This is a genomic window from Nakamurella aerolata, assembly GCF_013002705.1.
In the GTDB taxonomy this organism is placed as follows: domain Bacteria; phylum Actinomycetota; class Actinomycetes; order Mycobacteriales; family Nakamurellaceae; genus Nakamurella; species Nakamurella aerolata.
In genome coordinates this window covers 1-25862 of record NZ_JABEND010000013.1, presented here as the reverse complement: position 1 = coordinate 25862, position 25862 = coordinate 1, and the positions used below count along the sequence as shown (strand labels likewise).

General features: G+C 68.1%; 23 protein-coding genes. 12 read left to right on the top strand and 11 right to left on the bottom strand.

From position 1 onward, the window contains the following. Positions 1-216: 216 nt before the first annotated feature. Together HKD39_RS17185 and HKD39_RS19020 are read right to left on the bottom strand one after the other, a co-directional pair. Positions 217-657, bottom strand: coding sequence for an OsmC family protein (locus HKD39_RS17185; protein ID WP_171201102.1), 441 nt, complete (start codon positions 655-657; stop codon positions 217-219). A 30-nt stretch (positions 658-687) separates the two neighbouring features. After that, positions 688-1383 carry a hypothetical protein gene (locus tag HKD39_RS19020; RefSeq protein WP_212754704.1) on the bottom strand — a complete coding sequence of 232 codons (696 nt, stop codon included), beginning with the start codon at positions 1381-1383 and terminating at the stop codon, positions 688-690. Between the two features lie 81 nt (positions 1384-1464). Here HKD39_RS19020 and HKD39_RS17175 point away from each other — a divergent pair, with 81 nt between their 5' ends. Then, on the top strand, positions 1465-1935 hold the full coding sequence (locus HKD39_RS17175; RefSeq protein WP_171201101.1) for a MarR family winged helix-turn-helix transcriptional regulator: 471 nt from the start codon (positions 1465-1467) through the stop codon (positions 1933-1935). Here HKD39_RS17175 and HKD39_RS19015 read toward each other — a convergent pair. Then, on the bottom strand, positions 1899-3116 hold the full coding sequence (locus HKD39_RS19015) for an AraC family transcriptional regulator (protein ID WP_212754703.1): 1218 nt from the start codon (positions 3114-3116) through the stop codon (positions 1899-1901). The two genes, HKD39_RS17175 and HKD39_RS19015, sit on opposite strands and share 37 nt — an antisense overlap. 588 nt (positions 3117-3704) lie before the next feature. Here HKD39_RS19015 and gyrB point away from each other — a divergent pair. The 3 genes from gyrB (at position 3705) to HKD39_RS17155 (ending at position 9336) form a co-directional block, all read left to right on the top strand. Further along, the gene (gene gyrB / locus HKD39_RS17165) at positions 3705-5786 is read left to right on the top strand and encodes a DNA topoisomerase (ATP-hydrolyzing) subunit B (RefSeq protein WP_171201100.1); all 2082 of its coding nucleotides are present in this window, start codon (positions 3705-3707) and stop codon (positions 5784-5786) included. A gap of 518 nt (positions 5787-6304) precedes the next feature. After that, positions 6305-8848, top strand: a complete 2544-nt coding sequence (gene gyrA / locus HKD39_RS17160) for a DNA gyrase subunit A (RefSeq protein ID WP_281361982.1) — start codon at positions 6305-6307, stop codon at positions 8846-8848. Continuing rightward, positions 8845-9336: a DUF3566 domain-containing protein gene (locus HKD39_RS17155; RefSeq protein WP_171201099.1), complete on the top strand. Its 492-nt coding sequence runs from the start codon at positions 8845-8847 to the stop codon at positions 9334-9336. The genes gyrA and HKD39_RS17155 overlap by 4 nt, the downstream gene beginning before the upstream one ends. A gap of 190 nt (positions 9337-9526) precedes the next feature. Here the strand turns inward: HKD39_RS17155 and HKD39_RS17150 are convergent, their stop codons facing one another. Next, complete coding sequence (locus HKD39_RS17150; RefSeq protein WP_171201098.1) at positions 9527-10378, bottom strand: DUF559 domain-containing protein; 852 nt, start codon at positions 10376-10378, stop codon at positions 9527-9529. Between the two features lie 235 nt (positions 10379-10613). Beyond that, on the bottom strand, positions 10614-11267 hold the full coding sequence (locus HKD39_RS17145; protein ID WP_171201097.1) for a hypothetical protein: 654 nt from the start codon (positions 11265-11267) through the stop codon (positions 10614-10616). Between the two features lie 180 nt (positions 11268-11447). Here HKD39_RS17145 and HKD39_RS17140 point away from each other — a divergent pair, with 180 nt between their 5' ends. Next, entirely contained in the window at positions 11448-12749 is a 1302-nt protein-coding gene (locus tag HKD39_RS17140; protein ID WP_171201152.1) for a Gfo/Idh/MocA family protein, read from the top strand. 187 nt (positions 12750-12936) lie between these two features. Here HKD39_RS17140 and HKD39_RS20690 read toward each other — a convergent pair whose 3' ends face one another. The 5 genes from HKD39_RS20690 to HKD39_RS17115 all read right to left on the bottom strand — a co-directional run bounded on the left by HKD39_RS20690 (position 12937) and on the right by HKD39_RS17115 (position 18593). Then, entirely contained in the window at positions 12937-14667 is a 1731-nt protein-coding gene (locus HKD39_RS20690; protein ID WP_425488470.1) for an NAD(P)/FAD-dependent oxidoreductase, read from the bottom strand. Between the two features lie 541 nt (positions 14668-15208). After that, positions 15209-16027: an AAA family ATPase gene (locus HKD39_RS17130; RefSeq protein WP_171201096.1), complete on the bottom strand. Its 819-nt coding sequence runs from the start codon at positions 16025-16027 to the stop codon at positions 15209-15211. Beyond that, on the bottom strand, positions 16024-17421 hold the full coding sequence (locus HKD39_RS17125; RefSeq protein WP_171201095.1) for a Mu transposase C-terminal domain-containing protein: 1398 nt from the start codon (positions 17419-17421) through the stop codon (positions 16024-16026). The genes HKD39_RS17130 and HKD39_RS17125 overlap by 4 nt, the downstream gene beginning before the upstream one ends. 7 nt (positions 17422-17428) lie before the next feature. Next, on the bottom strand, positions 17429-18025 hold the full coding sequence (locus tag HKD39_RS17120) for a recombinase family protein (RefSeq protein ID WP_171201094.1): 597 nt from the start codon (positions 18023-18025) through the stop codon (positions 17429-17431). Between the two features lie 178 nt (positions 18026-18203). Then, the gene (locus HKD39_RS17115) at positions 18204-18593 is read right to left on the bottom strand and encodes a heavy metal-responsive transcriptional regulator (RefSeq protein ID WP_007928756.1); all 390 of its coding nucleotides are present in this window, start codon (positions 18591-18593) and stop codon (positions 18204-18206) included. 105 nt (positions 18594-18698) lie between these two features. Here HKD39_RS17115 and merA point away from each other — a divergent pair, with 105 nt between their 5' ends. From merA to HKD39_RS17095, 4 genes are all read left to right on the top strand, one after another. After that, positions 18699-20099, top strand: coding sequence for a mercury(II) reductase (gene merA / locus HKD39_RS17110; protein ID WP_017838447.1), 1401 nt, complete (start codon positions 18699-18701; stop codon positions 20097-20099). A 220-nt stretch (positions 20100-20319) separates the two neighbouring features. Next, entirely contained in the window at positions 20320-20922 is a 603-nt protein-coding gene (locus HKD39_RS17105; protein ID WP_094364518.1) for a recombinase family protein, read from the top strand. Between the two features lies 1 nt (position 20923). Next, positions 20924-22303, top strand: coding sequence for a Mu transposase C-terminal domain-containing protein (locus tag HKD39_RS17100; protein WP_094364517.1), 1380 nt, complete (start codon positions 20924-20926; stop codon positions 22301-22303). Positions 22304-22305: 2 nt separating this feature from the next. After that, entirely contained in the window at positions 22306-23115 is an 810-nt protein-coding gene (locus HKD39_RS17095; RefSeq protein WP_094364516.1) for an AAA family ATPase, read from the top strand. 136 nt (positions 23116-23251) lie between these two features. Here HKD39_RS17095 and HKD39_RS17090 read toward each other — a convergent pair whose 3' ends face one another. After that, entirely contained in the window at positions 23252-23866 is a 615-nt protein-coding gene (locus tag HKD39_RS17090; RefSeq protein ID WP_171201093.1) for a TetR/AcrR family transcriptional regulator, read from the bottom strand. A 112-nt stretch (positions 23867-23978) separates the two neighbouring features. On the opposite strand from HKD39_RS17090, the gene HKD39_RS17085 reads away from it, so the two are divergent. The 3 genes from HKD39_RS17085 to HKD39_RS17075 all read left to right on the top strand — a co-directional run bounded on the left by HKD39_RS17085 (position 23979) and on the right by HKD39_RS17075 (position 25379). Beyond that, positions 23979-24542, top strand: a complete 564-nt coding sequence (locus HKD39_RS17085) for a dihydrofolate reductase family protein (RefSeq protein ID WP_171201092.1) — start codon at positions 23979-23981, stop codon at positions 24540-24542. After that, positions 24539-24973, top strand: a complete 435-nt coding sequence (locus HKD39_RS17080; protein WP_171201091.1) for a VOC family protein — start codon at positions 24539-24541, stop codon at positions 24971-24973. The genes HKD39_RS17085 and HKD39_RS17080 overlap by 4 nt, the downstream gene beginning before the upstream one ends. 73 nt (positions 24974-25046) lie before the next feature. Next, a complete protein-coding gene (locus HKD39_RS17075) occupies positions 25047-25379 on the top strand; it encodes a VOC family protein (protein ID WP_171201090.1) in 333 nt (110 codons plus the stop codon). Positions 25380-25862: the final 483 nt, after the last annotated feature.

Genomic DNA, 25862 nt, shown 5'->3' with positions numbered 1-25862 from the left:
GTGGAGCCGCAGGCCGGAGATGTCAATGGTCTGGCTTCAAACCTTTAAGCGCGCGAATCTGACGGCGGGTTCATTGCCCGGGTGGAGTCGGCACGGGGACAGGGCCGATTCATACCAGTGGCCGCGAGTCGGCCGAAACTGCCCGGATCAGGGGTATTTCGACGCTCTCGCGGCCACCGGTATGAATCCTGGCGCGCCACGGCGGCGCGGCCGGACTCAGGACTGGTACTCGGTCTCCAGGGTGATGTCGACACCGGTGAGCGCCTTGCTCACCGGGCAGCCGGCCTTGGCCTCGTCGGCGGCCTTCTCGAAACCGGCCTGGTCGAGGCCAGGCACCTCGCCGACCACCTTCAGGGCGATGCCGGTCAGCTTGAAGCCGCCGGCCGGGTCCGGCCCGAGCGAGACGTCGGCGGTCACCTCGAGCGACTCAGGGTTGCCGCCTGCCTCGCCGATCAGCGCCGACAGCTGCATGGCGTAGCAGGCCGAGTGCGCGGCGGCCAGCAGTTCCTCAGGGCTGGTGTTGCCATTGGCCGCGTCGGCGGAGCGGGTCGGGAACGACACCTGGTAGGTGCCCAGCTGGGAGCTGGACAGCTCCACCTGGCCGGAGCCGTCCTGCAGGGTTCCGTTCCAAGCGGTACGTGCGGTGCGAGTGGGCATCAAAAGCTCCTGGCTGTTGGTGGGTGACGATCAGTTGCGGGGTGACGGCCGGGCGGGTGCTGCCGCGACTCGCCCATTCCCATTCTGCTGTGCGGTGGGACGCGCCGCAGCGCGGGTGCGCCGGCCGGACGACGCCGGCTCGCCGGCGCGGCTCGGGAGACGATTGGCCGACCGGCCACCGCGCGCGGAGGCCAGCAGCGCGGCGCCGATCAGCACGGGGACTGCGTACTGCAGCGGCGACGTCCAGCCGTAGCCGTAGATCATCGCCACGCCGTACGTGGTCAGCAGCCCGGCAGCGAGTTTGCCGGTCCAGCGCCACCAGGCGCCGGCCAGCAGCAGCGCGCCCAACGCAAGTTCGGCGGCGGTGGCCGCGATGGCCGCCACCGCTGCCGGTGCCCAGGCCGGCAGCATGCCGTCGGTGTAGCGCAGGAAGTGATCCCAGTCGCCCCACGACACTCCGGGCGCACCGGGAGCGCCGAGCAACCCGAATCGGTCGGCGACCGCGGCGAGGAAGTCCGCGCCCAGCAGCCCGGCGACGATTCGCCCTGCCCACCAACGGATCTGCGGCCGGCGGCGCTGTGCCATCAGGAGCGCGGCGATGGCGGTCACGGTCACCAGCGCGGCGGTGACCGCGCCGGCTGGGCCGCCGGTGAGCCAGTAGACCGCCTGCAGCGCAAGCCCGATCGCGACCCAGCCAAGGCCGCCGATCAGCCGTGGTCGATCCATCCACTCCACGCCAGCTCCTATTGGTAAGGTGATTGACTAACAGGATCGACGGTAGGCGACGGAAGAAGGATGGTCAAGCAGTTGACTAAAACGTCCAGGCGAACGAACCCGCTCAGGGACCGCCCGCTGCCGCTCGGCAGCCTGTTTTCCGCTGCCGCGCAACGACTTGCGACCCGGATGGACGACGGCCTTGCCGCTGCCGGGTTCGCCGAGCTGCGCACCGCGCACGCCCCGGTCTTCATGGCGATCGACCCGGACGGCACCAGGGCGTCGACCCTGGCGCAGCGGGCGCACACCACCAAACAGGCGATGGGAGAACAGATCCGGTATCTCACCGACCGCGGCTACCTGCGGGTGGTGCCCGATCCCGACGACGGCAGGGCCAGGCTGGTGCAGCTGACCGCCGCCGGCTGGCGCGCGCTGGCCGCCGCCACCAGGGTGATCGACGAGTTCGACACGTGGCTGGCCGACGTCGTCGGAGCGGAGCAGGTGGCCGTCACCCGGGCGACCGTCGCTCAGGTGTTGAGCGACGCGGACCATGGCAGGGCCTGACCGTCAGCCCCGTTCCGGCGGATCAGCCCGACCCGCCGGATCAGCTCGACCCGGCGGATCAGCTCGGTCCGGCAGTCAGCGGCCGGTATCGGCGCCGCGTTGACCGGCCGCGTCGGGCCGCAGCTCGTCCGGCAGCTGTTGCTGCGGGGCCACCGCGTAGCCGCGCCGGTTGGCCTCGGACGGCAGCGTCCCGAAGTATTCGCGGTAGTACCTGGCAAACCGCGACGGTGACGAAAAACCCCACCGGTAAGCAACTTCGCGATGGAGACCTCGTCGTCGGAGGTCAGGTCCAGATGCGCCGACTGCAGTCTGGCCTCGCGCAGGTACTCGTGCAGCGTCAGCCCGTACAGCCTGCGGAAGGCCTGCTGCAGGCCGCGCAGCGACACCCCGAGTTCGTTGGCGAGATCGCCCATCCGAACCGGCTCGTCGCACCGCACGTGCAGCCATTCGGCAGCCGCCCTGGCGGCGGCGTCGCTGGCCGGCGCCGGGGTGGCGTGCGCGTGGTCGTTCAGCAGAGAGTTCGGGTGGGTGGTCAGCATGTGCAGCACGGTGAAGCGCTCCAACTCGTCGCGCCACAGCGACATGTCCTCCGGCTCCGGCTGAAACTGCAGCGCCTGCTCGATGAACCGGGCCGCGGCGTTCCACCGCGCGGTGTGCCGAGGGGTCGGCGGACCGCTCAACTCGAAACTGGCAGCCGGCACCACATCGCCCAGCAGATCGACCAGATGCCTTCGTACCGCGGTGGTTTCGATGCGCACCAGGATCGCCTTGGCGTCCCAGGTCCAGTCCATCTGGAACAGCCGTCGGTTGTCCAGCACCACCGATCCGCTGCCGCGCAGGTCGATGCCGTCGCCGGCGCTGGTGACGCGGATACCGCCCTCGTACGAGGCCATCACCGCGAAGTGGGCGCCCAGCGGACCGTTGGGTACCTGATAGATCGGACTGTGGTGCATGATCCGGTCGATCTGCACGGAGCCGCAGGACAGCGAGTACTGCACCACATGGAAATTGCGGCCGTCGTCGCGCATCTGCATGTCGTAGCTGACGTACTGGCTGCCCAGAATCTCCCTGGCCAGATCGACCTGGCTGGTATCGAGCACCTTGGTGGGGCGCCGGCGCTGGTCAGCGTGCCCGGCACCGCCGGGGCGTGCCTGCTTGGTGTGGATCTGTGACGTACTCACGGCTGAATCACCTCCGAGGGCCCGACCGCCGCTCGTTGTCCGCCGGGACTGTCCGGGGACGGCGTCCGCACAACTGCCGTGGAGTCGGCGCATCGCCACCGGCCAGTTTATCGCCGTCGGGCCGTCTTGCGTAGTCCGGTACGCCGGTTTCTTCCGGTTCCGGAGGTAGCTCCCGAAGGTGTGCCAGGACGGACGCCGCAGGGCCGGCGGCACCCGCGCTCGGCGCTGCCGGCCGTGCGCCCGGACCGTGCTGCAGGGCGCCGAATGAGCGTCGCGGGAGCCCGGTTGCGGGGCCCTGGTTGCATATCGTCGATTTCGGCGCGCCACGGCGACACCAGAGGGGTGTAAGACGCCAATGCGGGCCTGGATAACGGTATGATGGAATGTGCCACCGTCGTAATGGTGTCCAGCGTCGCCGCTGGCCGATTTCCACCGTCAGCAATCTGCTTCAGCAGCTGGCGCCGGACCCGGCCTCGACGTCGCTGCCGGACGCCGGAGCGGCCTCGGTCTGCGCCAGCGAAATCCACCGGCCCGCCGGACGGGATTCGCGCTGGTCAGCACCATCTCACCACAATCGCAAGGAGCAGCGTGGCGGCCAACAAGAGCAAGGGCAGCAAGAACGGCGAGTACGGCGCCGGATCGATCAAGGTCCTCGAGGGCCTCGAGGCGGTCCGCAAGCGGCCCGGCATGTATATCGGTTCCACCGGCGAGCGCGGCCTGCACCAACTGGTGTGGGAGATCGTCGACAACGCCGTCGACGAGGCGATGGCCGGGTTCAACGACACCGTCATCGTCACCCTGCGGGAAGACGGCGGCGTCTCCGTCGAAGACCACGGCCGCGGCTTCCCTGTCGACATGCACCCCACCGAGAAGAAGCCGGCCGTCGAGGTCGCGCTGACGGTGCTGCACGCCGGCGGCAAGTTCGACTCCGACTCCTACAAGGTGTCCGGTGGCCTGCACGGCGTCGGCGTGTCGGTGGTGAACGCGCTGTCCACCCGGATCGAGGTGGAGATCAAGCGCGACGGCAAGCTGTACCGCCAGGAGTACACCGACGGCAAAGCCGGTCCGCTGCAAACGGTTGGGCCGGCCAAGGGCACCGGCACCACCCTCACCTTCTGGGCCGATCCGAACGTCTTCGAGACCACCGAGTACAACCTCGAGACGATCTCCCGCCGGCTGCAGGAGATGGCCTTCCTCAACAAGGGCCTGACGATCGTGCTGCGCGACGAGCGCTCCAAGGCCCGCGATCTGGACGAGGCCGACGCCGAAAACACTTCGGGCGCAGCGACTTCCGCCGAAGACGACGACACCGGCGCCGAGGCTGACGCCAAAGACAGGGCCAGCAAATCCAAGGGCAAGAACCTGCCGATCGAGCGCACCTTCCACTACAAGGAGGGGTTGGTCGACTACGTCAAGCACCTGAACGCGTCCAAGGAGCCGATCCAGGCGTCCGTCATCGCGTTCGAGTCGATCGGCGAGGCGGCCGGCCGGCCGATGGAGGTGGAGATCGCCATGCAGTGGAACTCCACCTACACCGAGAGCGTGCACTCCTTCGCCAACACCATCAACACACACGAGGGCGGCACCCACGAGGAGGGCTTCCGCACCAGCCTCACCTCGGTGGTGAACAAGTACGCCAAAGACAAAAAGCTGTTGAAGGACAAGGACCCTGCGCTGTCCGGCGAGGACGTCCGTGAGGGTCTTGCCGCGATCATCTCGGTGCGCCTGCAGGAGCCCCAGTTCGAGGGTCAGACCAAGACCAAACTCGGCAACACCGAGGCCAAGAGCTTCGTCCAGCGAGCCTGCAACGAGTGGCTCACCGACTGGTTCGAGCGCAACCCGTCCGAGGCGAAACAGATTGTCAACAAGGCGGTTTCGTCGGCGCAGGCGCGGGCCGCCGCCCGCAAGGCGCGAGATCTGGTGCGCCGCAAGGGTGCGCTGGAGATCGGCGGCCTGCCGGGCAAACTGGCCGACTGCCGCTCCACCGATCCGAGCAAGTCCGAGCTGTACATCGTCGAGGGTGACTCCGCCGGCGGTAGCGCAAAGTCCGGCAGGGACTCCATGTTCCAGGCGATCCTGCCGATCCGCGGCAAGATCATCAACGTCGAAAAGGCGCGCATCGACAGGGTTCTCAAGAACACCGAGGTGCAGAGCCTGATCACCGCGCTGGGCGCCGGCATCCACGACGATTTCGACCTGTCGAAGGTGCGCTACCACAAGATCGTGTTGATGGCCGACGCCGACGTTGACGGCCAGCACATCCGCACCCTGCTGCTCACCCTGCTGTTCCGCTTCATGCGGCCGCTGGTGGAAGCCGGGTACGTGTACCTGGCGCAGCCGCCGCTGTACAAGCTGAAGTGGACCCGCGGCGAGGAGGAGTTCGCCTACTCCGACAAGGAGCGCGACGGGCTCATCAAGATCGGTTACGAGGCCGGCCGGCGGCTCCCCAAGGACGACGGCGTGCAGCGCTACAAGGGTCTCGGCGAGATGAACCCGAAGGAGCTGTGGGAGACCACCATGGATCCCGCGCACCGGCTGATGCTGCAGGTGACGCTGGAAGATGCCGCCACCGCCGACCAGCTGTTCAGCGTGCTGATGGGCGAAGACGTCGAGGCCAGGCGCTCGTTCATCACCCGCAACGCTCGTGACGTCCGCTTCCTGGACATCTGAGCGGCAGTCAACAGACCGGTGCGGCGTCCGCAAGATCGTTCCGTCCACACACTTGTCCCCACATGTGGATCGTTTCCACCGGTCACCGCTGGTCCGCTGACATGTTCGGACAGGTGTCGCGGCGCGACGGCGTCACCCGATCAGCCGGTCGAACCGGCGGGCGATTGAGCAGTCCCTTCATTCCTGAATCCATTTCAAACGAGCACCACCGAGCCCGCCGAGCGGCGCGTCACCCGAAAGCAGCAACCGGGTGCGGCGTCCGGAGCGGGCAGAACGAAAGGCGATAGGCCGTGACTGGACCGAACGACGGCAGCGGCAACGGACCGCAGGATCCTGACGATCCGCAGGACACCGGCTCCCATGGCGCAGACGGCACTGGCGGCACTGGCGGCACTGGCGGCGCTGGCGGCACAGATAACGCCGACAACGCTGGAAACCCCGCCGACTCCCCGGACGCCGACGGCGCTGACGGCAGCATCAGCCACGATCAGATCGTCGACGGCGGCGACGACGCGCAGCTGTCGCAGCTCTCGCAGGTGGCGACGGCCGGCGACCGTACCGAGCCGATCGAGATCCAGCAGGAGATGCAGCGCTCGTTCATCGACTACGCGATGAGCGTGATCGTGGCGCGCGCCCTGCCGGACGTGCGCGACGGCCTCAAGCCGGTGCACCGCCGGGTGCTCTACTCCATGTACGAGTCCGGCTTCCGCCCTGACCGCGGGCGGGTGAAGAGCTCCCGCGTCGTCGGCGACGTGCTCGGCAACTACCACCCGCACTCCGACACCGCCGCCTACGACACCCTGGTGCGGCTGGCGCAGCCGTGGAGCCTGCGCTACCCGCTGGTCGACGGGCAGGGCAACTTCGGTTCGCCAGGCAACGACCCGGCCGCGGCGATGCGCTACACCGAGTGCCGCATGATGCCGCTGGCCATGCAGATGCTGGCCGGCATCGACGAGAACACCGTCGACATGCAGCCCAACTACGACAACCGCACCACCGAGCCGGTGGTGTTGCCGTCCCGCATCCCGAACCTGCTGGTCAACGGCAGCGAGGGGATCGCGGTGGGCATGGCCACCCGCATCCCGCCGCACAACCTGCGCGAGGTGTCGGCCGCCGTCATCTGGGCGCTGCAGAACCCGGACGCCACTCCCGAGGAGCTGCTGGAGGCGTGCGTCGAGCGGGTCAAGGGACCCGACTTCCCGACCGGCGCGCTGATCGTCGGGGGCGACGGCATCTCCGACGCCTACCGCACCGGCCGCGGCAGCATCAGGATGCGCGCCGTCGTCGAGATCGAGGAGGACGCCAAGGGCCGCACCATCCTGGTGGTCACCCAGCTGCCCTACCAGGTGAACCCGGACAACCTCATCGAGAACATTGCGCAGCTGCACCGCGACGGCAAGATGGCCGGCATCGCCGACATCGCCGACGAGTCCAGCGAGCGCATCGGCATGCGCATCGTCATCACCCTCAAGCGCGACGCCGTCGCCAAGGTGGTGCTGAACAACCTGTTCAAGCACACCCAGCTGCAGACCAACTTCGGCGCCAACATGCTGGCCATCGTCGACGGCGTGCCGCGCACCCTGCGGCTGGACCAGATGGTCGGCTACTACGTCGCGCACCAGATCGACGTCATCACCCGGCGCACCCAGTACCGCCTCGACGAGGCCGAGAAACGCGCCCACATCCTGCGTGGCCTGGTCAAGGCCCTCGACGCGCTGGACGAGGTGATCGCGCTGATCCGCGCCTCGGCCAACACCGAGGACGCGCGCGAGGGCCTGAAGCAGCTGCTGGAGATCGACGACGACCAGGCCAACGCCATCCTTGAGATGCAGCTGCGCCGGCTCACCGCCCTGCAGCGGCAGCAGATCGTCGACGAGCTGGCCGAGATCGAACTGACCATCGCCGACCTGAAAGACATCCTCGCCAAGGACGAACGGAAGCGGCAGATCGTCGCCGACGAGCTCACCGAGGTGGTCGACAAGTACGGCGACGACCGGCGCACCAAGCTGGTGCCCTACGACGGCGACGTGTCGATGGAAGACCTGATCGCCGTCGAGGACGTGGTCGTCACCATCACCCGCACCGGCTACGCCAAGCGCACCAAGACCGACCTGTACCGGGCGCAGAAGCGCGGCGGCAAGGGCGTGCAGGGCGCGGGGCTGAAGCAGGACGACATCGTCGCGCACTTCTTCGTCAGCTCCACCCACGACTGGATCCTGTTCTTCACCAACAAGGGCAGGGTGTACCGGGCGAAGGCGTACGAGCTGCCGGAGGCCAACCGCAACGCCCGCGGCCAGCACGTGGCCAACCTGCTGGCGTTCCAACCGGACGAGAAGATCGCCCAGGTAATCCAGATCCGCAACTACGAGGTGGCGCCGTACCTGGTGCTGGCCACCAAGTCCGGCCTGGTGAAGAAGAGCGAGCTGACCGCTTTCGACTCCAACCGGGCCGGCGGCATCGTCGCGGTGAACCTGCGTGAGGGCGACGAGCTGGTCGGCGCGGTGCTCTGCTCCGCCGACGACGACCTGCTGCTGATCAGCGCTGAGGGCCAGTCGATCCGCTTCCACGCCACCGACGACGCGCTGCGGCCGATGGGCCGCGCCACCTCGGGGGTGCTCGGCATGCGCTTCCGGGAGGGCGACGAGCTGCTGTCCCTTGACGTCGCGCGGGAAGACGGATTCGTGCTGGTCGCCACCTCCGGCGGCTTCGCCAAGCGCACCGCCATGGAGGAGTACCCGGTGCAGGGCCGCGGCGGCAAGGGCGTGCTGACCATCAAGTACGACGCCAAGCGTGGCAAACTCGTCGGAGCAATGATCGTGGATCTCGACACCGAGATCTATGCGATCACCTCCGGCGGCGGGGTCATCAGGACCAGGGCCAAGGAGGTGCGCAAGGCGCAGCGCCAGACGATGGGAGTGAAGCTGATGAACCTCGGCGACGGGGATTCACTGGTGGCCATCGCGCGCAACGCCGACGCTTCCGAGGCCGTTGACGCCGGGCTCGAGCCCGGGGCCGACGGCGCAGCGGACCCTGCTCCCGAACAGAAGGGTGACGGCGAGTGACAGCCGCCCGCCAGACCGGGTCGCCAGCACCGGCCGCCCCCGCGGGGGCACAGCTCCCGCAGGGTGCGCCGGCTCCGACCACCGCCGGCAGTGCTCCGCGGCGGCGGGCCAGGCCCACCAAGCGACCGCCGCGGCTGGCGTCGCTGCAGCTGAAGCGGATCGATCCGTGGACGGTGCTGAAGATCAGCCTGGTGGTATCGATCGTGATGTTCTTCGTCTGGATGATCGCGGTCGGCATCCTCTACCTGGTGTTGAACGGCATGAACGTCTGGACCCAGGTCAATGAGACCTACCAGACGCTCTCCACCTCGGGCGCGTCAGAGGGCGCCGCGCTGATCACCCCGACCAGGGTGTTCATCGTCGCCGGCGTGGTCGGCGCCATCAACATCGTGCTGTTCACCCTGCTGGCAACGGTGGCGGCGTTCGTCTACAACGCTGCCGCCGGGATGGCCGGCGGTGTCGAGCTGACGCTCTCCGAGCGCGACTGAGGTTTTTCAGCAACGGGACGGCCACGCAGGCGACTGCGTGGCCGTCCCGTTGCTGATTTTCGGCCGGTCGCGGGCCGATGCGAGCGGGTCTCGACGGCTATTTGACCGAAAGTGGCTTCTCGTCGCGACCGGCCCGCGGGGCCACGCTCGCGGTTCGCGACGAGAAGGCAATTCTGGACAAAAGCGCGGGCTACTCGGCAGCCAGCGCTTGCCGAATCCGGGCAATGACCCACTCCGGCTGGTGTTGCAGCTGCGCCCAGGTGAACCGGATGACCCGCCAGCCGACGGCAACCAGGTCGGCCTGCCGGACCCGGTCGCTCTCGAACATCTCCGGCCCGGCGTGCAGCCGGCCGTCGATCTCGATGGCCAGCTTGGCTCCGCGGAACGCCACGTCGAGGAAGTACCGGCGGCCGAAGCAGCTCACCTGGTGGTTGGCCCTCCAGCCGGCGAGACCGGCCGCGCGGAGCAGGCGATGGAACAGCCGTTCCGCGGCCGACCATGGTTCGTCGCGGGAGTCGACCAGCACCTTCGCCCGGTCCGCGTTGCCCCGCCGATTCGGGTAGCGCCGGAGGACCTCCCACAGCGCGGCCAGCGTCGCGGTGCGGGAGCGGAGCAACTGGTCGATGGCATCGCCACCGAGCTCTGTGCACAGGTCAACCGCGGTGAGTGCCGGGCAGGTGAACCGCAGACCGTCTCGGGAGATCACGTCGTCCGGGTCGATGGCCCGCTGTGAGCCCAGGTAAAAGCGCGAGTGTTGGCGCAGCCGCACCGACAACTCGACCTTGTCGACGGCGAGCGCCGGCCAGAAGCTGAGCTTCGCCGCGGCGGCACCGACAACGACGGCGTCGGGATTCCACCGACACGCGGCGTGCGCCAGCATGGCGACATCGCCGGCGGCGGCCGGCGCCAGCAGCACGCCGGGCAGCACCGACGTCCAGGTGCCCGCTTGAGTCTGGCGCCGCAGCGCCCGAGCCAGCCCGGGATGTTCGCGCACCAACACCATCGGCCCGAGCTCCGCGAGTTCTGGATTTGCCGTCCGCACCCGATCGACGATCGGGCCGCCGCAGCGCGGGCGCCAGGCCGCGCCGAAGAATGTGGATGAGATTGCCGGGTGGGGACAAGTTCGTCCCCACCCGGGCGGTGGTGCGGCCAGTTGGTAGCCACTGGCGTGTGGTTCAGCCCTTCTCCGCGGGCGCAGGCAGGAGGCGCCCGCGGCGGCGTGGTCAGCACGATTGCCGGCGGCCCCCGCCCCCGTGTGGTTCAGCCGGCGGCGGCCGTCAGCCGCCGTTCAGCAGCGGCTGGCAGTCCGGAATGGCGCGAGCCGCGCTGACCAGCTCCGGAACGCCGCTGAACTGATGCATGCTCTTGGTCGCGGACGGCACCGACGACCAGCTGTCCATCAGCACCTTGGGGATGTCGTCCTCCGGGGTGGCGCGCAGCTTGCTGCCGACGGCCTTCAACTCGGTCGATGCCTTGGAGAGCGTGTCGACGAAGGCGACAGCGAACTCGCGGCCGCCCTCGAACGCCGGCGGATCCAACGGGGCCAGCTGCGATGCGGCGGTGCCGTAGGCGTCGCCGAGTCTGAGGAAGAACGCTCCGGCAGTGCTGGGAGCGAGGCTGCCGTCGGTGAGGGACCGCTTGACTTGAGTCATCGCCGGAGCGATCGTCCGGCACATCGCGCTGGTCCACGCCATGGTCTGCGCTTGCCGCGCCGACTCGGCATCGGTGGTGTTTGCGCTGCTGCCTGGTCCGGCGTTGCTTGTGCTGGTTCCGGCGGAGTCACCACCCGGCTGCGATGACTGTGCAGTGCCGGCCGGCCGCTCGGCCGGTTGCGCCGAGCCGACCACGCTCGGCCCGGCACAACCGGCGAGCGCCATCGCCCCGGCCACCAGCACGGCACGTACGCCGCGCGTGACGCGTGGTGCGGACACAGCTTCCCCCTGGGGCATAGGCGGTCGGGCGCCCCCTAGCCTAGAGATGTGAGCGTTCACCGACTCGACCATGCCGATGCCGCGACTGCTGTAGCCACCGCTCGCGCTGCGGCCACTCAGTCCGGCGCCAGCGACGCCGGTGCGGGCGATTCCGTTGCCGCCCAGCCGGACCGGCCGTCGGTGCGGGTGGCGCTGGCCGGCGCGGGACAACGCGGCCAGGCCTACGCGGACTGGATCCGGCGGCACCCGGAGTTGGCCACGGTGGTCGCCGTCGCCGATCCGCGGCCGTTCGCCCGCGGACTGCTCAGTGACGCTTTCCCCGCCGTCAAGGAGTTCGACGACTGGCGCGAGCTGGCGGAGTCCGGTCTCGACTACGACGCCGTGGTGATCGCGACGCAGGACGCCGATCACCGCGACCCAACGCTGGCGTTCGCCGCCAGGGGCACCCACATCCTGCTGGAGAAGCCGATCGCGCCGAGTGAGGCCGACACCCTGGCCATCGGCGAGGCGGTGCGCGCCGCCGGGGTGCTCTTCGGGGTGTGCCACGTGCTGCGTTACACGCCGTATACCGACCTGGTGAAAAGCGTGGTGGACTCGGGATTCTTGGGCCGGCTGATGGACATCCAACACCTTGAGCCGGTGGGCTGGTGGCACGATGCTCACTCGTTCGTCCGCGGGAACTGGCGCGACGAGGCGCAGTCGGCGCCGATGCTGCTGGCCAAGTCCTGCCACGACATCGACTGGATCACCTATGTGACCGGCGAGCGCATCGAGCAGGTGTCGAGCATCGGCGAGCTCACCCACTTCCGTCCGGAGAACAAGCCGGCCGGCGCCGGCGACCGCTGCACCGAGTGTGCGATCGAGCCGGAGTGCCCGTACAGCGCGCTGAAAATCTACCCGACGCAGCGGCAGGCCGGCCCGACGTTCGGCGGAAAGCGTTACCCCGACAGCGATTTCGGCTGGCCGGAGTCGGTGGTCGCGGACCATCCTGACGAGGTGCTCGCCGCCATCGAATCGGGTCCGTACGGCGAGTGCGTCTACGACGGGCAGAACGACGTTGTCGACCACCAGTCGGTGCTGATGCGGCTGTCCGGCGGGGTGCAGGGCAGCTTCACGATGAGCGCGTTCACGCCCCACGTCAACCGCCGGACCCGCATCACCGGCAGCCACGGTTACCTGGAGGGCGACGGAGAACAGGTGTGGCTCAAGGACTTCCGCACCGGTGAGGAGTCGGTGCGGCAGGTCGCCGACCTGGTCGCTGCCGCCGGCAACGACGCCGGTTCCGGGCACGGCGGCGGCGACGACGGCATCATCGCCGCGTTTGTCGCCGCGGTTGCGTCCGCTGATCCGAGCCTGATCCGCTCCGGCGTCAGCGAGTCGGTGCAGTCGCACCTTGCCGTCTTCGCCGCCGAGAAAGCCAGGCATACCAACACCGTTCAGCAGGTGCCGGCCTTCCCAGCGGCCGACCGCGCTGGAGGCTGATCCCGTTGACGACGGACCGGGCCGGTACCTGACCCAGCTGGGACCTGGTCGATGGGGACCGATCGAACTCGGACTTGATGGAGCTCGGACCCGATCGGGCTCGGACCCGATCGAGTTCGGACCGGGTGGGGCTTGAAGCCGACCCTGCCAGGGGCGGGGCCACGCGAGACCGCAAGCAGCGTGGCCGTCAGGCCGGTGCGCCCACTGCGGCCTGCAGGTAGGCATGCACCAGCGGCACCACCGAGGCGCCTTCGCCGCTGGCGGAGGCCACCCGCTTCATCGACCCGGCGCGGATGTCCCCGGCCGCGAAGATGCCGGGTACGCAGGTGGCCAGGTTGTCCGGCGGCAGGCCGTCGACCCAGCAGTCGGGCGGGACGTCACGTCCGGTGAGCACGAACCCGCGGGCGTCCCGCCGCACCTGACCGGGCAGCCAGTCGCAGTGCGGTTCGGCGCCGAGCAGCAGGAACAGCCCGCCGGCCGATATTCGTTCTTGCGCACCGGTCACCGAATTGCACAGCGTCAGCCAGCTGAGCTGACCTTCGCCGCCGCCGTCCACCACCTCGCAGGTGCTGCGGACGGAAATCCTTGGGTGCCAGTTGATCTCGTTGATCAGGTATTGGGACATGGTGGCGCTCAACGACTCGCGTCGGATCACCACCGTCACCGACCGGGCGAACCGGCCGAGGTGCACAGCGGCCTGCCCGGCGGAGTTGCCGCCGCCCACCACGAAAACGTCCCGACCCTCCATCTCACGGGAGGCGGCCATCGCGGCGCCGTAGTTCACCCCCAACCCGACCAGATCCTCCAGCGCTGGCACGCCGAGCCGCCGGTAGCTGGCCCCGCTGGCCACCAGCACGGCGCGGGCGCGAACGTCCCCGCCGCCGGTGAGCAGGCGATGCGGCTCACCCGGCGCGCCCAGCTCGAGACCGTCCACCGGCCAGCCAGTGAAAAACCTTGCGCCGAAACGAATCGCCTGCAGTCGCGCCCGTTGCCCCAACCGCATCCCGGAGATGCCGCGCGGGAAGCCGAGGTAGTTGCGGATCATCGAGCTGGTGCCGGCCTGCCCACCGATGGCCTCGGACTCGACAGCCACCGTGCGCAGCCCCTCGGAGGCGGCGTACACCGCGGCGGCCAGCCCGGCCGGGCCGGCGCCGACGATGGCCAGGTCCGCCACCTCGTCCATGCCGATGTCCGACGGGCGGCCATAGATCTTGCGCGCCACCTCGCTCACCGAGGTCGGCATCATCACGTTGTCCGGCTCACCCGGGCGAGCATGCATGTGCAGCAACGGATACCGCACCTCGCCGTCCACCAGGGCAAGGGCCTGCCTGCCCTGCGGACTGTCCGGTGGATAGGTCCCGTAAGGCATACCCATCCGGTCGAGAAACTCGCGGATGCCGAGCGCCAGCGGCGTGGTGGCGGGGGTGATCAGTCGCACGATGTCGACCACCGGGGTGCCGACCGTTGCGCCCCAGTCGCTGAGCAATTCACTGATGGCGTAGTGGAATTCCTCGTCCCGCTTGCCCTGCGGAAGCATCAGATAGGTATCGAACTTTCCGGCCTGCAGGGGACCGCGCAACGCCACCGTGTCCTGCGCGAAACGATCCAGCGGGATCACGATCACCCGTCTGGCGGTCGGCACCACCGAACGCCAGGCATGCATGGCCTCCAGAATCGTCATGGTCGGCTGCACCGAATCGGCGACGATCAGGGCGATCTGGTGGCCCTGTTGCCGGAGCGTGCCGAGCATCGTGATGGCCTCGACCGGGTTGTCCGCGGTCCGCACGTCGTACTCGTGCTGGTAGCGGCGGAACTGCTCACGCAGCGTGGGGAGGTGCTGGTCGGAGACCAGCAGGATCACCGGGTCGGGGGTAGTGGGCCGGCTGGTCGCTGCGCCGGCGGCAACCGCGGGGTCCACAGCTGCGGGTTCTCCGGCGGTGGTCTCGGTGGCGGGTTCGGGCGCGGCTCCGTCGGCGCTGGCGGCAGCGGAGCCACCCGCGGCAGCGGCACCGCCCGCGGCAGCCGGGCCACCCGCGGCAGCAGCACCGCCCGCGGCAGCAGCCACGGTGGGCGTCCTGTCAGCGGGCGCAGGGTTGGCGGGCACAGCGTCAGTGGCCACAGTGTCAGCGGGCACATCGTCGGCGGGAGCAGCGTTGGCAGGCACGGCGGCAGCGGGCACGGCGTTGGCGGGTGCAGCGTCAGCCGGCCCAGCCGGGTCTGCGGGGGTGGGAGCGGAGGTCACCGAATCAGTGTGCCGCGCCCGCGGGTTCACGGCGAGCGGCGCCGGAGCGCCGTCCCGGATCCGCGTCGGTGCGTTCTCGGGCGAGTCCGGTGAGAGCTCGGCGGTGATCGATCAGCAGCGTCGGCCGCTGCCCGTCGACGTCACCCGCAACGGGCGCCAGCGGTACTGTGACTTCTGCGTTTAAATGGCGGTGTTCTTCCGACGCTCCGTGGCGGGATCAGGTGACGCCGATGACCAGGGTGCTCTGGGCAGCTTCGATGACGTCGTTGGTGATGGTGTCGAGTTCGTTGATCTTCAGCACGCGCTGAATCTGTGGGAAGAGGCGTTCGAGCAGCCGGAAGTTGCCGCGCGTGACCCGCGCGATGGCGGCGATGGCTTGGGCGTCGGTGAAGTCCTCGGGGTCAAGGGTCTTGCCGAGGGAGCGCCAGTGTCGTTGCAGGACGAACAACAGTTCGTCTTGGCCCAGGGGTCGGTATTGATGGGCAAACCCGACCCGGCTGTAGAACTGGGGGTAGTGGCTGAACTGCTTCTCCAGCCCGGGCATGCCGATCAGGATCAGTGCGATGTCGTCGCGGTCGTAGCGATCGCGCAGCAACTCCAGCGCGGCGGGGCGGAGCCGTTCGGACTCGTCAACGATGATCAGCTCGACGTAGTTCCTGCTGCGGCGCCATCCCCAGGTCTCGCGTGTCACATCACCGTGCGGAGCGAGGTGCTGCTCGATGCAGATGTTGGTGCGGGTGATGGCCTGGGTCAGCTCGTCCTTCAGTGTCCGCGGGGTAGTCAGCACGCTGGGGGTGTAGAGCACGGTGCGACTTCTGGCCAGGGCGGCGTAGACCTTGACGTCATCGTCGGAGCGCGGCCCCCAGTAGGTCAGCAGGTCGTAGGCCTTCTCGTAGTGTGCGTAGCGGCGCGCGGAGAGCGTCTTGCCCACCCCGGCCGGTCCGAAGCACAGGCCGATGGTGTGGCCGCGGCGCACGGCGTCGGCGAACTCGGTGAAGCGGCGGTGTTCTTTGGTGACGATGAATCGCTGGCTCACCTCAGGTCCTCCTTGTAGACCTTCAACGCCGGCTTCGGCGCTGGGGCTGGTGCTTCGGTGGTCGGTGGCGTCTCGGTGTGTGCGGTCACGACGGCGATGCGTTCGTTGATGCCGGCCCGTAGTGCCCGGCGGCGGGCGTTGCGAGCGGACTGGATCTCTTTGAGGCTGACCTTCTGGTCGTGGAGGTCCTGGTTGACGGCCTTGCAGAGGAACTCGTCGTGGTCGAAGACGCGGATCTCGGTAATGTCGCGGGGGTCGTAGCGGATCACGATCGACTGTCCGACGTAGCCGGCCAGGGTCGGGGATACATAGCGCAGTCCCTGGAAGCGGATGCCATCGCGGTGCACGACGCGGGTCTTGGCGACGGTCAGCAGCAGTCCGTCGAGAGCTTCCAGGCTCTCGGGCATGCGGGGCAGCCAGCCCTCGGCGATCCACGCGCTGCGCGGGGAAGTGCCGATCTCGCTGTGGGTGCGGTCGTTGTAGGTGGCCACGAACCCCTCGATGGCGGTATCGAGTTCGGCCAGGGAGAGTTTCGGCGTTGGCCAGGGCTGGCCTTCGGCGATGTGTCCCGGCAGGTCGGCCAACAGCTCGGTGTTTACGGTGCCGAAAAACCGCTCGATCTTGCCCCGGCCCTGGGGGCGGGCGACGGTGGAGTGGATCAGCCGGATATGCAGGTCGACCGCGGTGTGGGCGAGCTGGTGGCTGATGAAGTCGCTGCCGTGATCGACGTAGAGGACGTCCGGCAGTCCGCACATCGGCCAGGAAGGATCGGCCTTGTGCCAGATCGCCTGCCGCAAGGCCAGTGCGGTGTTCATCCCCGAGGGCGCACCCAGGACGACGGTATAGCCGCAGATCGCCCGGGAGCAGTCATCGAGGATGGTCGTCAGCCACGGCCGGGCGGGCTTGCCGTCGGTGCCGACTACCAGGATGTCGAGCATGGTGTGATCGGACTGCCACATCGTGTTGGGCAGCTCGGCCTGACGTCGTAGCACCAGCTCGTGCTTATCGCGGTAGGACGCCGCACCTTCCAGGGCGAGGGTGGCCATGCCCGGGTCTAAGGAGCGCACGATCTCCCATACCACCGAGTAGGAGGGTACTGGCCACCCGTGGGTGGTGCAGATGCGGGTGACCTTGCGATGGATCGTGGCGATCGCCGGTCGAGGCTTGCTCAGCGCGAGGCCCTCGATCACGCGGACGAGATCGGCCGGCAGACGGTGGGTGCCGACGTCCGCACGCGGGGCCGTCTCCAGTCCCGCATAGCCGTCGGTCCGGTAGCGGGCGTGCCAGCGCTCCAGGGTGCGCAGCCCGACGCCGGACTCACGGGCCAGCCGCGTGAGCGGAACCTGGTCCTCCACGTGGAGCCGGAGAATGCGCCACCGCGCCGCAGCGTCCATCGCGAACCTACTGCACGACGCTCTCGCGGCCACGCTGCGCGCGCTCCAGGGCACGGTAGACCGTGGAGCGGCCGACGCTGAACAGCTCGACCAGCTCACCCACGGTGTGCTCATCAGCGGCATGCAGTTGGACGAGATGTGCCTCCTGCCGGGCGGTGAGCTTCGGAGACTTCCCGCGCAGTCGCCCCTTGGCCTTGGCGACCTTCATCCCTTCGCGGGTGCGGGCGCGGATGAGGTCGGCTTCGAACTCGGCGACCATCGCCAGCACGTTGAACAGCAGCTTGCCCATCGGGTCCGTCGGGTCATACACCGATCCGGCGATGCTGAGCTTCACTTCCCGCGCCGCGAGGTCATCGGCGATCTCGTGGGCATCGCGCACCGAACGCGCCAGTCGGTCGAGCTTGGTGACTACGAACGTGTCACCGGCCCGGCACGCCGCCAGCGCCTGCCGCAGCCCGGCGCGATCCGCGTTGCGGCCGGTCAGTCCGTGATCGACATAGATCCGCTTCGCATCGACACCGAGAGCGCTGAGGCCATCGCGCTGGGCGGTGAGGTCCTGTTCATCGGTGGAGACTCGGGCGTACCCGACCTTCAAAGCGGACATGCTGCCAAGTGTGTCACATAAGGCCCCATCACCGGACAGTTCACCGGACGGGTCTTACGGGACGCCCCGCCAGGCGCGCTATCGGGCTCCCATGTGGCTTTCGCCGTTATATGGCGGGGTTCTGTCGACGCTCTGTGGCGGCATCTGCTCATGGCGATACACGCGAGCACCGGTCTGGTCACAGATAGCGGCAGACGGTCGTGGTGTCGCATTTGGTGGGGTCGCTGGTGGTGGCACTGTGGTGAAGGTGCGCGACGGTGTGTCGCAGTGCTTGCAGGTCGGCGATTTGGCGGTCCAGGTCGCCCAGGTGGGCTTCGAGCAGGGCGTGCACGTGCTGGCAGGGTGCGACTCCGGCGTCGCGGATGTCGAGGATCTCGCGAATCTGGGCCAGGGTGAGCCCAGCGGTGCGGCCGCGGCGAACGAAGTCCAGGCGCGCCAGGGCCGCAGGGGTGTAGTCGCGGTATCCGTTGGCGGTGCGCTCAGGCGCAGGTAGTAGGCCGGCTTCTTCGTAGAAGCGCAGCGTCTTGGTTGTGGTGCCGCTGGCCACGGCCAACTCACCGATGCGCACAGTGGCCCCTTTCTCGGCTCTCGTCCATGTTCGCCTTGACCTTCCCCTGCGCTGGAACGTCCACTATGGACGCTGAAGAGGGGTCACGCGAAGGAAGGTGGGCAAATGGGTGTGGACTACGACGTCGATCTGGCCGTGATCGGCTCAGGAGGCGCGGCGATGTCCGCCGCCATCGCGGCCAGCCAGGCCGGTAAGAGCGTCGTGCTGGTTGAGCGCGGTGTTCTGGGCGGGACGTGCGTGAACATCGGCTGCGTGCCGTCCAAGACGCTCCTGGCGGCCGCCGGGGCCCGGCACGCCGCGCTCACCAATCCCTTCAAAGGTGCCCCAACGTCAGCCGCACCGGTGAACCTCGGCGATCTGGTGGCCCAGAAGGACGCACTCATCGAGCGCCTGCGTGATGCGAAGTACGCCGATGTGGCCGCTGCCTACGGCTTCCAGGTCCGCCCAGGCCAGGCCAGCTTCCTGGACGGGGACACCCTGGCCGTCGACGGCCAGGCGCTGCGGGCCCGGGCCTATCTGGTCGCCACCGGTGCCACCCCCGCCATCCCGGAGGTGGTCGGTCTCGACTCTGTGGACCGGCTGACGTCCACCACCGCGATGCAGCTGACCGAGCTGCCTGAGTCCCTGGTCGTTATCGGTGGCGGGTACGTCGGGATGGAGCAGGCCCAGCTGTTCGCTCACCTCGGCACCCGGGTCTCTGTGGTCGGGCGTCTGGCGCCGCACGCCGAGCCGGAGCTGGCCCAGAGACTTCGGGAAGTCTTCACCGACGACGGCATCACCGTGGTCGAAGAGCGCGCGACCACTGTGGCCCGCGAACCAGGCCCCGCAGGAGAGGTGGTGGTGACCACGGACTCGGGCGAACAGGTGCGCGGCGCGCAGGTCCTGGTGGCCACCGGACGCCTGCCCCGCACCGACGGCCTGAACCTGGCCGCTGCCGGTGTGGACGTGGACGAGCGCGGCTTCGTCGTGGTCGACCAGACCCAGCGCACCTCCAACCCGCGCGTCTGGGCCGCCGGTGACGTCTCGGGGGCTCCCCAGTACGTCTACGCCGCCGCCGCCGGCGGTCGGGCCGCCGCGCTCAACGCCCTGACCGAGGACAGGTACCCGCCGGCAGCTCGGGTCGACTACGCCGGCTTTCCTGCGGTCGTGTTCACCCGGCCCCAGCTGGCCTCGGCGGGGTTGACCGAGGACGAGGCCCTCACCCGAGGGCACGCGTGCGACTGCCGCGTCCTGGACCTGTCCGATGTCCCCCGGGCGCTCGTCCAGCACGACACCCGCGGGGCGGTGAAGCTCGTCGCCGACGCCGTGAGCGGCAAGGTTCTGGGCGTGCACGCTCTGGCGGACGGGGCCGGGGAGATCATGCTGGCGGCCACCTACGCCATCAAAAGCGGCATGACCGTCGACGATCTGGCCGACACCTGGGCGCCGTACCTGACCATGAGCGAAAGCCTGCGCATCGTGGCCGGCCTCTTCCGAAACCAGATGCCGACGTCATGCTGCGCCTGAAACCCGCGGCCCCAGCGGGGTGGACGAGGGCTCCCGCGGCGGCCCGCCTGGCGCCGTGAATGTGCCTTAAAAACCTACAGTCTTATGAGACACCAGGCGGGGACCGGACGCCGAGACCGCTTCATGGGCCGATGGGCACCTTCTGCCTCTCGCGAAGTCGTCTCACCGTGAACTGTCGCAGGGTGGTGCTCGGTAGGGGTTTGTGAGTCATAATCATGTCATGAGGCTCTTGGGGTACACCCGCGTGAGCACTGCGAGTCAGGACGCGCAGTTGCAGTTGGATGCACTCGTGGATTCCGGGGTGCAGAAGCGGGATGTGTTCGCGGATGTGACCTCGGGTAGCCGGACCGCGATCGAACGCCCGGGGATGAAGCGCCTGTTGGACTATGCCGAGTCCGGCGACACGGTCGTGGTGTGGCGCATCGACCGGCTCGGCCGATCCTTGATCGATGTCCTCAACACCGTGAACCTGATGCGCGACAAGGGCGTAAAGATCAAGTCGCTTTCGGACGGCATCGACCCGGAGACCACTTCCGGCCGGTTAATGCTGGGCATGCTGGCCACGCTGGCCGAGTACGAGCGCGAGCTGATCACCGAGCGAGTCAATGCCGGCATCGCTGCGGCGAAGCAGAGCGGTACCCGGTTCGGTCGGCCGCCTGTTGACCCGGCGGTGATTGCGGAGAAACTCGACATCGCTCGGGACGCCCGCGCCAAGGGTCGCACCGCCGAGGAAGCCGCCCGATTGGTCGGATGGTCTCGCGCCACGCTGTACCGGCACCAACAGGCTGCCCGCGACCGCGACATGGTCTCCCAGCAGGTGTGACATGGACGGGCCGCAGCGGTGGCGAATCCTCCGGCTTCACGTCGAGGACGGCATCTCGCTGACGACCCTGGCCCGTGACACCGGCACCGGGCTGCGGACACTGCAACGCTGGCACCAGCTTTACAAGACCGGCGGCATCGCGGCGTTGGAGCCGCGGCCACGACGCGACACGGGATCTCGACGCACTCCGGCGGAACTGGTCACGTTTCTCGAGCACCTCGCGCTGACCCGCCCACGCCCGAGCACCGCTGCATTGCACCGGCTCACCACGGCCGAAGCGGGTCGCTTGGGTTTGGCGGCCCCGAGCTATGCCACGGTCCGCGCCATCGTCCACGCTTTGGACCCGGCCCTGGTGACGCTTGCTCTGGAGGGGCCGGCAGCATATCGGGACCGCTATGAACTGGTGTTCCGCCATCGCGCCGAACGGCCGAATGTGACGTGGCAAGCCGATCACACCGAACTCGACATCCTCATCACCGGCGCCAGCGGCACCCCCGACCGGCCCTGGCTGACGGTGGTGATGGACGACTACTCCCGCGCGGTCTGCGGGTACATGGTCTTCACCGGGGCGCCATCGGCGATGAACACCGCGCTGGTGCTACGACAGGCGATCTGGCGCAAGACCGAACCGGCCTGGGCGATGTGCGGACTACCCGACGTCCTCTATATCGATCACGGCAGCGACTTCACCAGCCGCCACCTCGAGTACACCGCGGTCTCACTGAAAATCCGCCTCATCTTCTCCACCGTCGGTCGCCCGCAAGGCCGAGGCAAGATCGAGCGGTTCTTCGGCACAGTCAACACCGAGCTCCTGGCCACCCTGCCCGGACATCTGGCACCAGGGGCCAAGACACCTCCATCACTGGATCTACCTGCGCTCGATCAGGCGATCGCCGGTTTCATCGCCACCTACAACGAGCGGACCCACCGGGAGATCGGGACGAGCCCGAAGAAGGCGTGGATCGGTGACGGGTGGTTGCCACGCATGCCCGAATCCCTCGATGAACTCGACGGACTGCTGCTGACGGTGCCCAAGCACCGCACCGTGCAGCGTGACGGCATCCACTTCCAAGGCCGGCGCTACCTCGCGCCAACTCTGGCACCGTTCGTTGGCCGCCCGGTGACGATCCGCTACGACCCGCGTGACATCTCCGAGGTTCGCGTATACGACCGCGACACCTTCCTCTGCGTGGCCATCGATGAGGCGCACCCGAACCAACGGGTAAGCCTGCAAGAAGTCGAGACCGCACGCCGAGCCCGCCGGCGCCAACTGCGCAAAGACATCAACGACCGCATCCCGCGTATCGCCGATCGGGCCGAACCGCGCACCGCCGCCCCCGGAGCGCGGCCAACCAAGCTGCGCACCTACGAAGAGGACTAAGGATGGCCAAGGACTTCATCATCACCAAGGAACATCGCCGGTTCACCGAATTCGCCACCGCGGTACGCAAGGAACGCACCATCGGCATCTGTCACGGCGACGCCGGCATCGGCAAGACCCAATCGGCACGCCGATACGCCCACTGGGACACCGTGGAACCGTTCATCACCGAATGGGGGCCGCGCACCGAAGACGACGCCAAGCTTTATGCAACTGCGAACCGGTGCCGGACCGTGTTCTACACCCCCGAGGTGCTCCCCAGGCCCAAAATCCTCATGCACGAGATCGCGCACCTGCAGACAAAGCTCGGCATCTGCATCGACGAACACCAGCGCAACATCGGCAAAGTCACCGGCGCCCGCTCAGGTCACACCAACAAGTGGGTCGAGCTGCTCATCATCGATGAAGCCGAACGACTGGCCCCGACCGCACTCGAACTCCTCCGTGATGAACACGACCGCTACGACCTGGCGATCATCCTCATCGGCATGCCTGGCATTGACCAGCGGTTTCGCCACTACCCTCAGCTCTACAGCCGCCTCGGATTTTCACACCGATACCGGGCACTAGGACGCGAGGAACTGCTCTTCGTCCTCGATCGCCATTGGAAACGCCTCGGCCGCACTCTTGACCCAGACGACTTCACCGACGCGCAAGCGATCGCCGCGATCGAACGCATCACCCGGGGCAACTTCCGCCTCCTCGAACGCCTCTTCCCTCAGATCGCCCGAGTGCTCAAGATCAACCAACTCGAGACCATCACCGACGACGTCATAGAATCCGCCGCCAGCATCCTCGTGATCGGAAACTAACGCCCCCAAGCGATCACAGAAAACCGCCGCAAAGCACTCAAACCCACAGGCTCCCAGGTCGGGAGTGGGTGTGTCCGGTGGAGGTTCATCTTACGGGACGGTCGCGTGCGCGGGATGCCGGGTCGCCGGATGGCCCTCACGAGCCGAGGATGCCGGCGATGATTTCGTCGATGGCGCGTTCGGCGAGCCCGTGCACTCTCTGGCGCGGTTGGTCGCGCAGCGGCCCGTGGATGGCCAGTTCGGCGAACCCGTGCACGGTCGACCAGCACGACCACTCGGCCCCTTTCCGCCGTTCCCGCGCGAGCACACTCGCCTCCACCAGGGCATCGAGAGCTTCGTGCAGCAGGCTCAGCGGCGGCGGCATCAGCCCATCGGGGCGGTCGACGCCTTCGGGGGCGAAGAACGCGAGCCGGAACCATCCGGGTTCGTCGACCGCGAAGCCCACGTAGCCCAGCCCCACCCCGCGCAGCCGCGCCACGGCCCGAGCGCCAAGCTCCTGCGCGTCCGTGGTGACCGTGTGCTCGCGCATGCTCTGCGCCATCCGGTCCTGGACCTCAGCGGCGACGGCGGCGAGCAGCGCCTGATGGTTGGCGAAGTGCCGATACGCGGCGTTCGGTGAGACCCCGATCAGCCGCGTGACCTCACGTAAGCGCAGCGCATCAGGGCCTCCGGTGCGGGTGAGGTCCAGGCCGGTCGCGATCAACGCGGCCCGCAGATCTCCATGGTGATACCTGTCCCGCGGCTCCGGCATACATTCTCCTTGCTCGTGCCCTTGACCTCGGCCTAAACCCAGTCTAACTTAGATGTGGACGGCGTGAACATCGTGACTGCGAGGCGACGCCACCGAGACGAACGGAGACGACATGACGACCGGACGCAAACTGATCGTGACCCAGAACGTCACGCTCGACGGGTCGATCGAGATGCTCGGGCCCTGGTTCTCGCCCGAGGCCGAGAACGACCAGGACGACCTGCTCGAGGAGATGGCCCGGCAGGACGCCACCAACGACGCCGTCCTTTTCGGGCGGCAAACCTTCGAGGACATGCGCGGCTACTGGCCGCAGCAGACCGACGACCGCACCGGCGTCACCGAGACGCTGAACAGGGTGACGAAGTACGTGGTGAGCTCGACCCTGGACGACCCGGGCTGGGAGCGCTCGGTGGTGTTGACAGGCGACCCGGTCGAGGAAGTGCGCTCCCTGAAGGAGACCGACGGGCAGGACATCGTCTGCACCGGCAGCATCAGCCTCATCCACGCCCTCATCCCGTCCGGTCTGGTCGATGAGTACCGCCTCTTCGTTTACCCCGCCGTACAGGGGCGTGGTCGGCGGCTCTTCCCCGACGGGTATGTCATCCCCCGGCTGGATCTGCTGGAGACCAAGTCGTTCCGCGCCGGCGTGGTCCTCACCCGCTACCGGCCGTTGTGATCGATCAGGAAGGGCAGCACATGACTGGCACCACCACCGCCCGCCCCGTTATCGGCATGATCTCGATGATGTCTCCGGGTCCGCGCCGCCTCGCCGCGTTCTGGTCCGAGCTCATGGAGCTCCCGATCGCCGACGGCGCATCCGATGACCTGGTGATGCTCGACTTCGACCACGAGGCCGGCCCGATCACCTGGATCATTGAGCGATCCGATGACGTCGCCGCGGGCATCGCGCCCGTTGCGCTCGACGTCGGCAGCCAGGACGAGACCAGCTGGCGCGAGGTCGCCGACCGTGCCGAAGGGCTCGGCGCTCAGAGAATCGCCGAGCACGAGCAGGAGAGCGTCCGGTGGATCGAGATGCGCGACCCCGACGGCAACCGGTTCCGGGTCTTCGCTCCGCGCCCCACCCCAGCGGAGAGCGACGGAGGATGAGCGACAACACTCATGGGACACCGAAGTTCAGGAATCACCACTTACCCGAAGGACCACATCGAAGGAGCCGGCAATGATCCACCGAATGCTCGCCAACTGCACAGTCACCGACCTCGACCGCGCCGAACAGTGGTACACCAGTCTTTTCGATCGTGAGCCTGACGCTCGCCCGATGCCCGGCCTGATCGAGTGGCACCTCGGCGACGCCTTCGGGGTGCAGGTGTGGTCCGAACCCGACCGCGCCGGGCACTCATCTGTCGTGCTCGAAGAGACCGACCTCGATGCTGCCACCGAGCACGCGACCCAGGTCGGCATCGACCATGAAGGCCCGCAACCCGGAGGCAGAGCCCGCATCCTTCAACTCAAAGACCCCGACGGCAACCGGGTGGTCCTCACGGGGCACTGATAAACGACCATAGATACCCTACGGCACCCACGAAGTGGAAGCCGCCACTGTGGGTCATGCTGCTGTGTTGGCCTTGGCTGGCGGTACTCTGTCCCGGTAAGCAATCCCGTTCTGGTCACCCTCCGGGTGACGATCCCGTTCTGGTCACCCTCCGGGTGACGATCGGGCACCGGGTCGCTGCGCGAGCTCATCGCTCCGCGGCCCATCGCGCACCGGGTCGCTTCTCGAGCTCGTCCTCCGGTAACGCGCTCGGCCAGCCGGACCCTGAGGGCTTTACGTCGTGTTACGGATCGGCTGTTCCGTAAAGAGGCCTAAGGAGGTCTTGCGAGCGGAGCGCCCCGAAGGCTTGCGGAACGTGGGTGAAGCGTCACGGGTTTGGTACCGGTCGTGTTGTGTGGGCCGGCTCTGGTTGGAGCACGGTCAGTAGTCGATCGTAGTGGGCTTGTTCGTACTCGGCGGGTGGCTGGTAGTGCAGCCGGCTGT

Excerpts from the sequence above, each read along its gene's own strand:
- HKD39_RS17185 (WP_171201102.1), bottom strand. The coding sequence starts at position 657 with ATGCCCACTCGCACCGCACGTACCGCTTGGAACGGAACCCTGCAGGAC.
- HKD39_RS19020 (WP_212754704.1), bottom strand. The coding sequence starts at position 1,383 with ATGGATCGACCACGGCTGATCGGCGGCCTTGGCTGGGTCGCGATCGGG.
- HKD39_RS17125 (WP_171201095.1), bottom strand. The coding sequence starts at position 17,421 with ATGGACGCTGCGGCGCGGTGGCGCATTCTCCGGCTCCACGTGGAGGAC.
- HKD39_RS17120 (WP_171201094.1), bottom strand. The coding sequence starts at position 18,025 with ATGTCCGCTTTGAAGGTCGGGTACGCCCGAGTCTCCACCGATGAACAG.
- merA (WP_017838447.1), top strand. The coding sequence starts at position 18,699 with ATGGGTGTGGACTACGACGTCGATCTGGCCGTGATCGGCTCAGGAGGC.
- HKD39_RS17105 (WP_094364518.1), top strand. The coding sequence starts at position 20,320 with ATGAGGCTCTTGGGGTACACCCGCGTGAGCACTGCGAGTCAGGACGCG.
- HKD39_RS17100 (WP_094364517.1), top strand. The coding sequence starts at position 20,924 with ATGGACGGGCCGCAGCGGTGGCGAATCCTCCGGCTTCACGTCGAGGAC.
- HKD39_RS17095 (WP_094364516.1), top strand. The coding sequence starts at position 22,306 with ATGGCCAAGGACTTCATCATCACCAAGGAACATCGCCGGTTCACCGAA.
- HKD39_RS17090 (WP_171201093.1), bottom strand. The coding sequence starts at position 23,866 with ATGCCGGAGCCGCGGGACAGGTATCACCATGGAGATCTGCGGGCCGCG.
- HKD39_RS17085 (WP_171201092.1), top strand. The coding sequence starts at position 23,979 with ATGACGACCGGACGCAAACTGATCGTGACCCAGAACGTCACGCTCGAC.
- HKD39_RS17075 (WP_171201090.1), top strand. The coding sequence starts at position 25,047 with ATGATCCACCGAATGCTCGCCAACTGCACAGTCACCGACCTCGACCGC.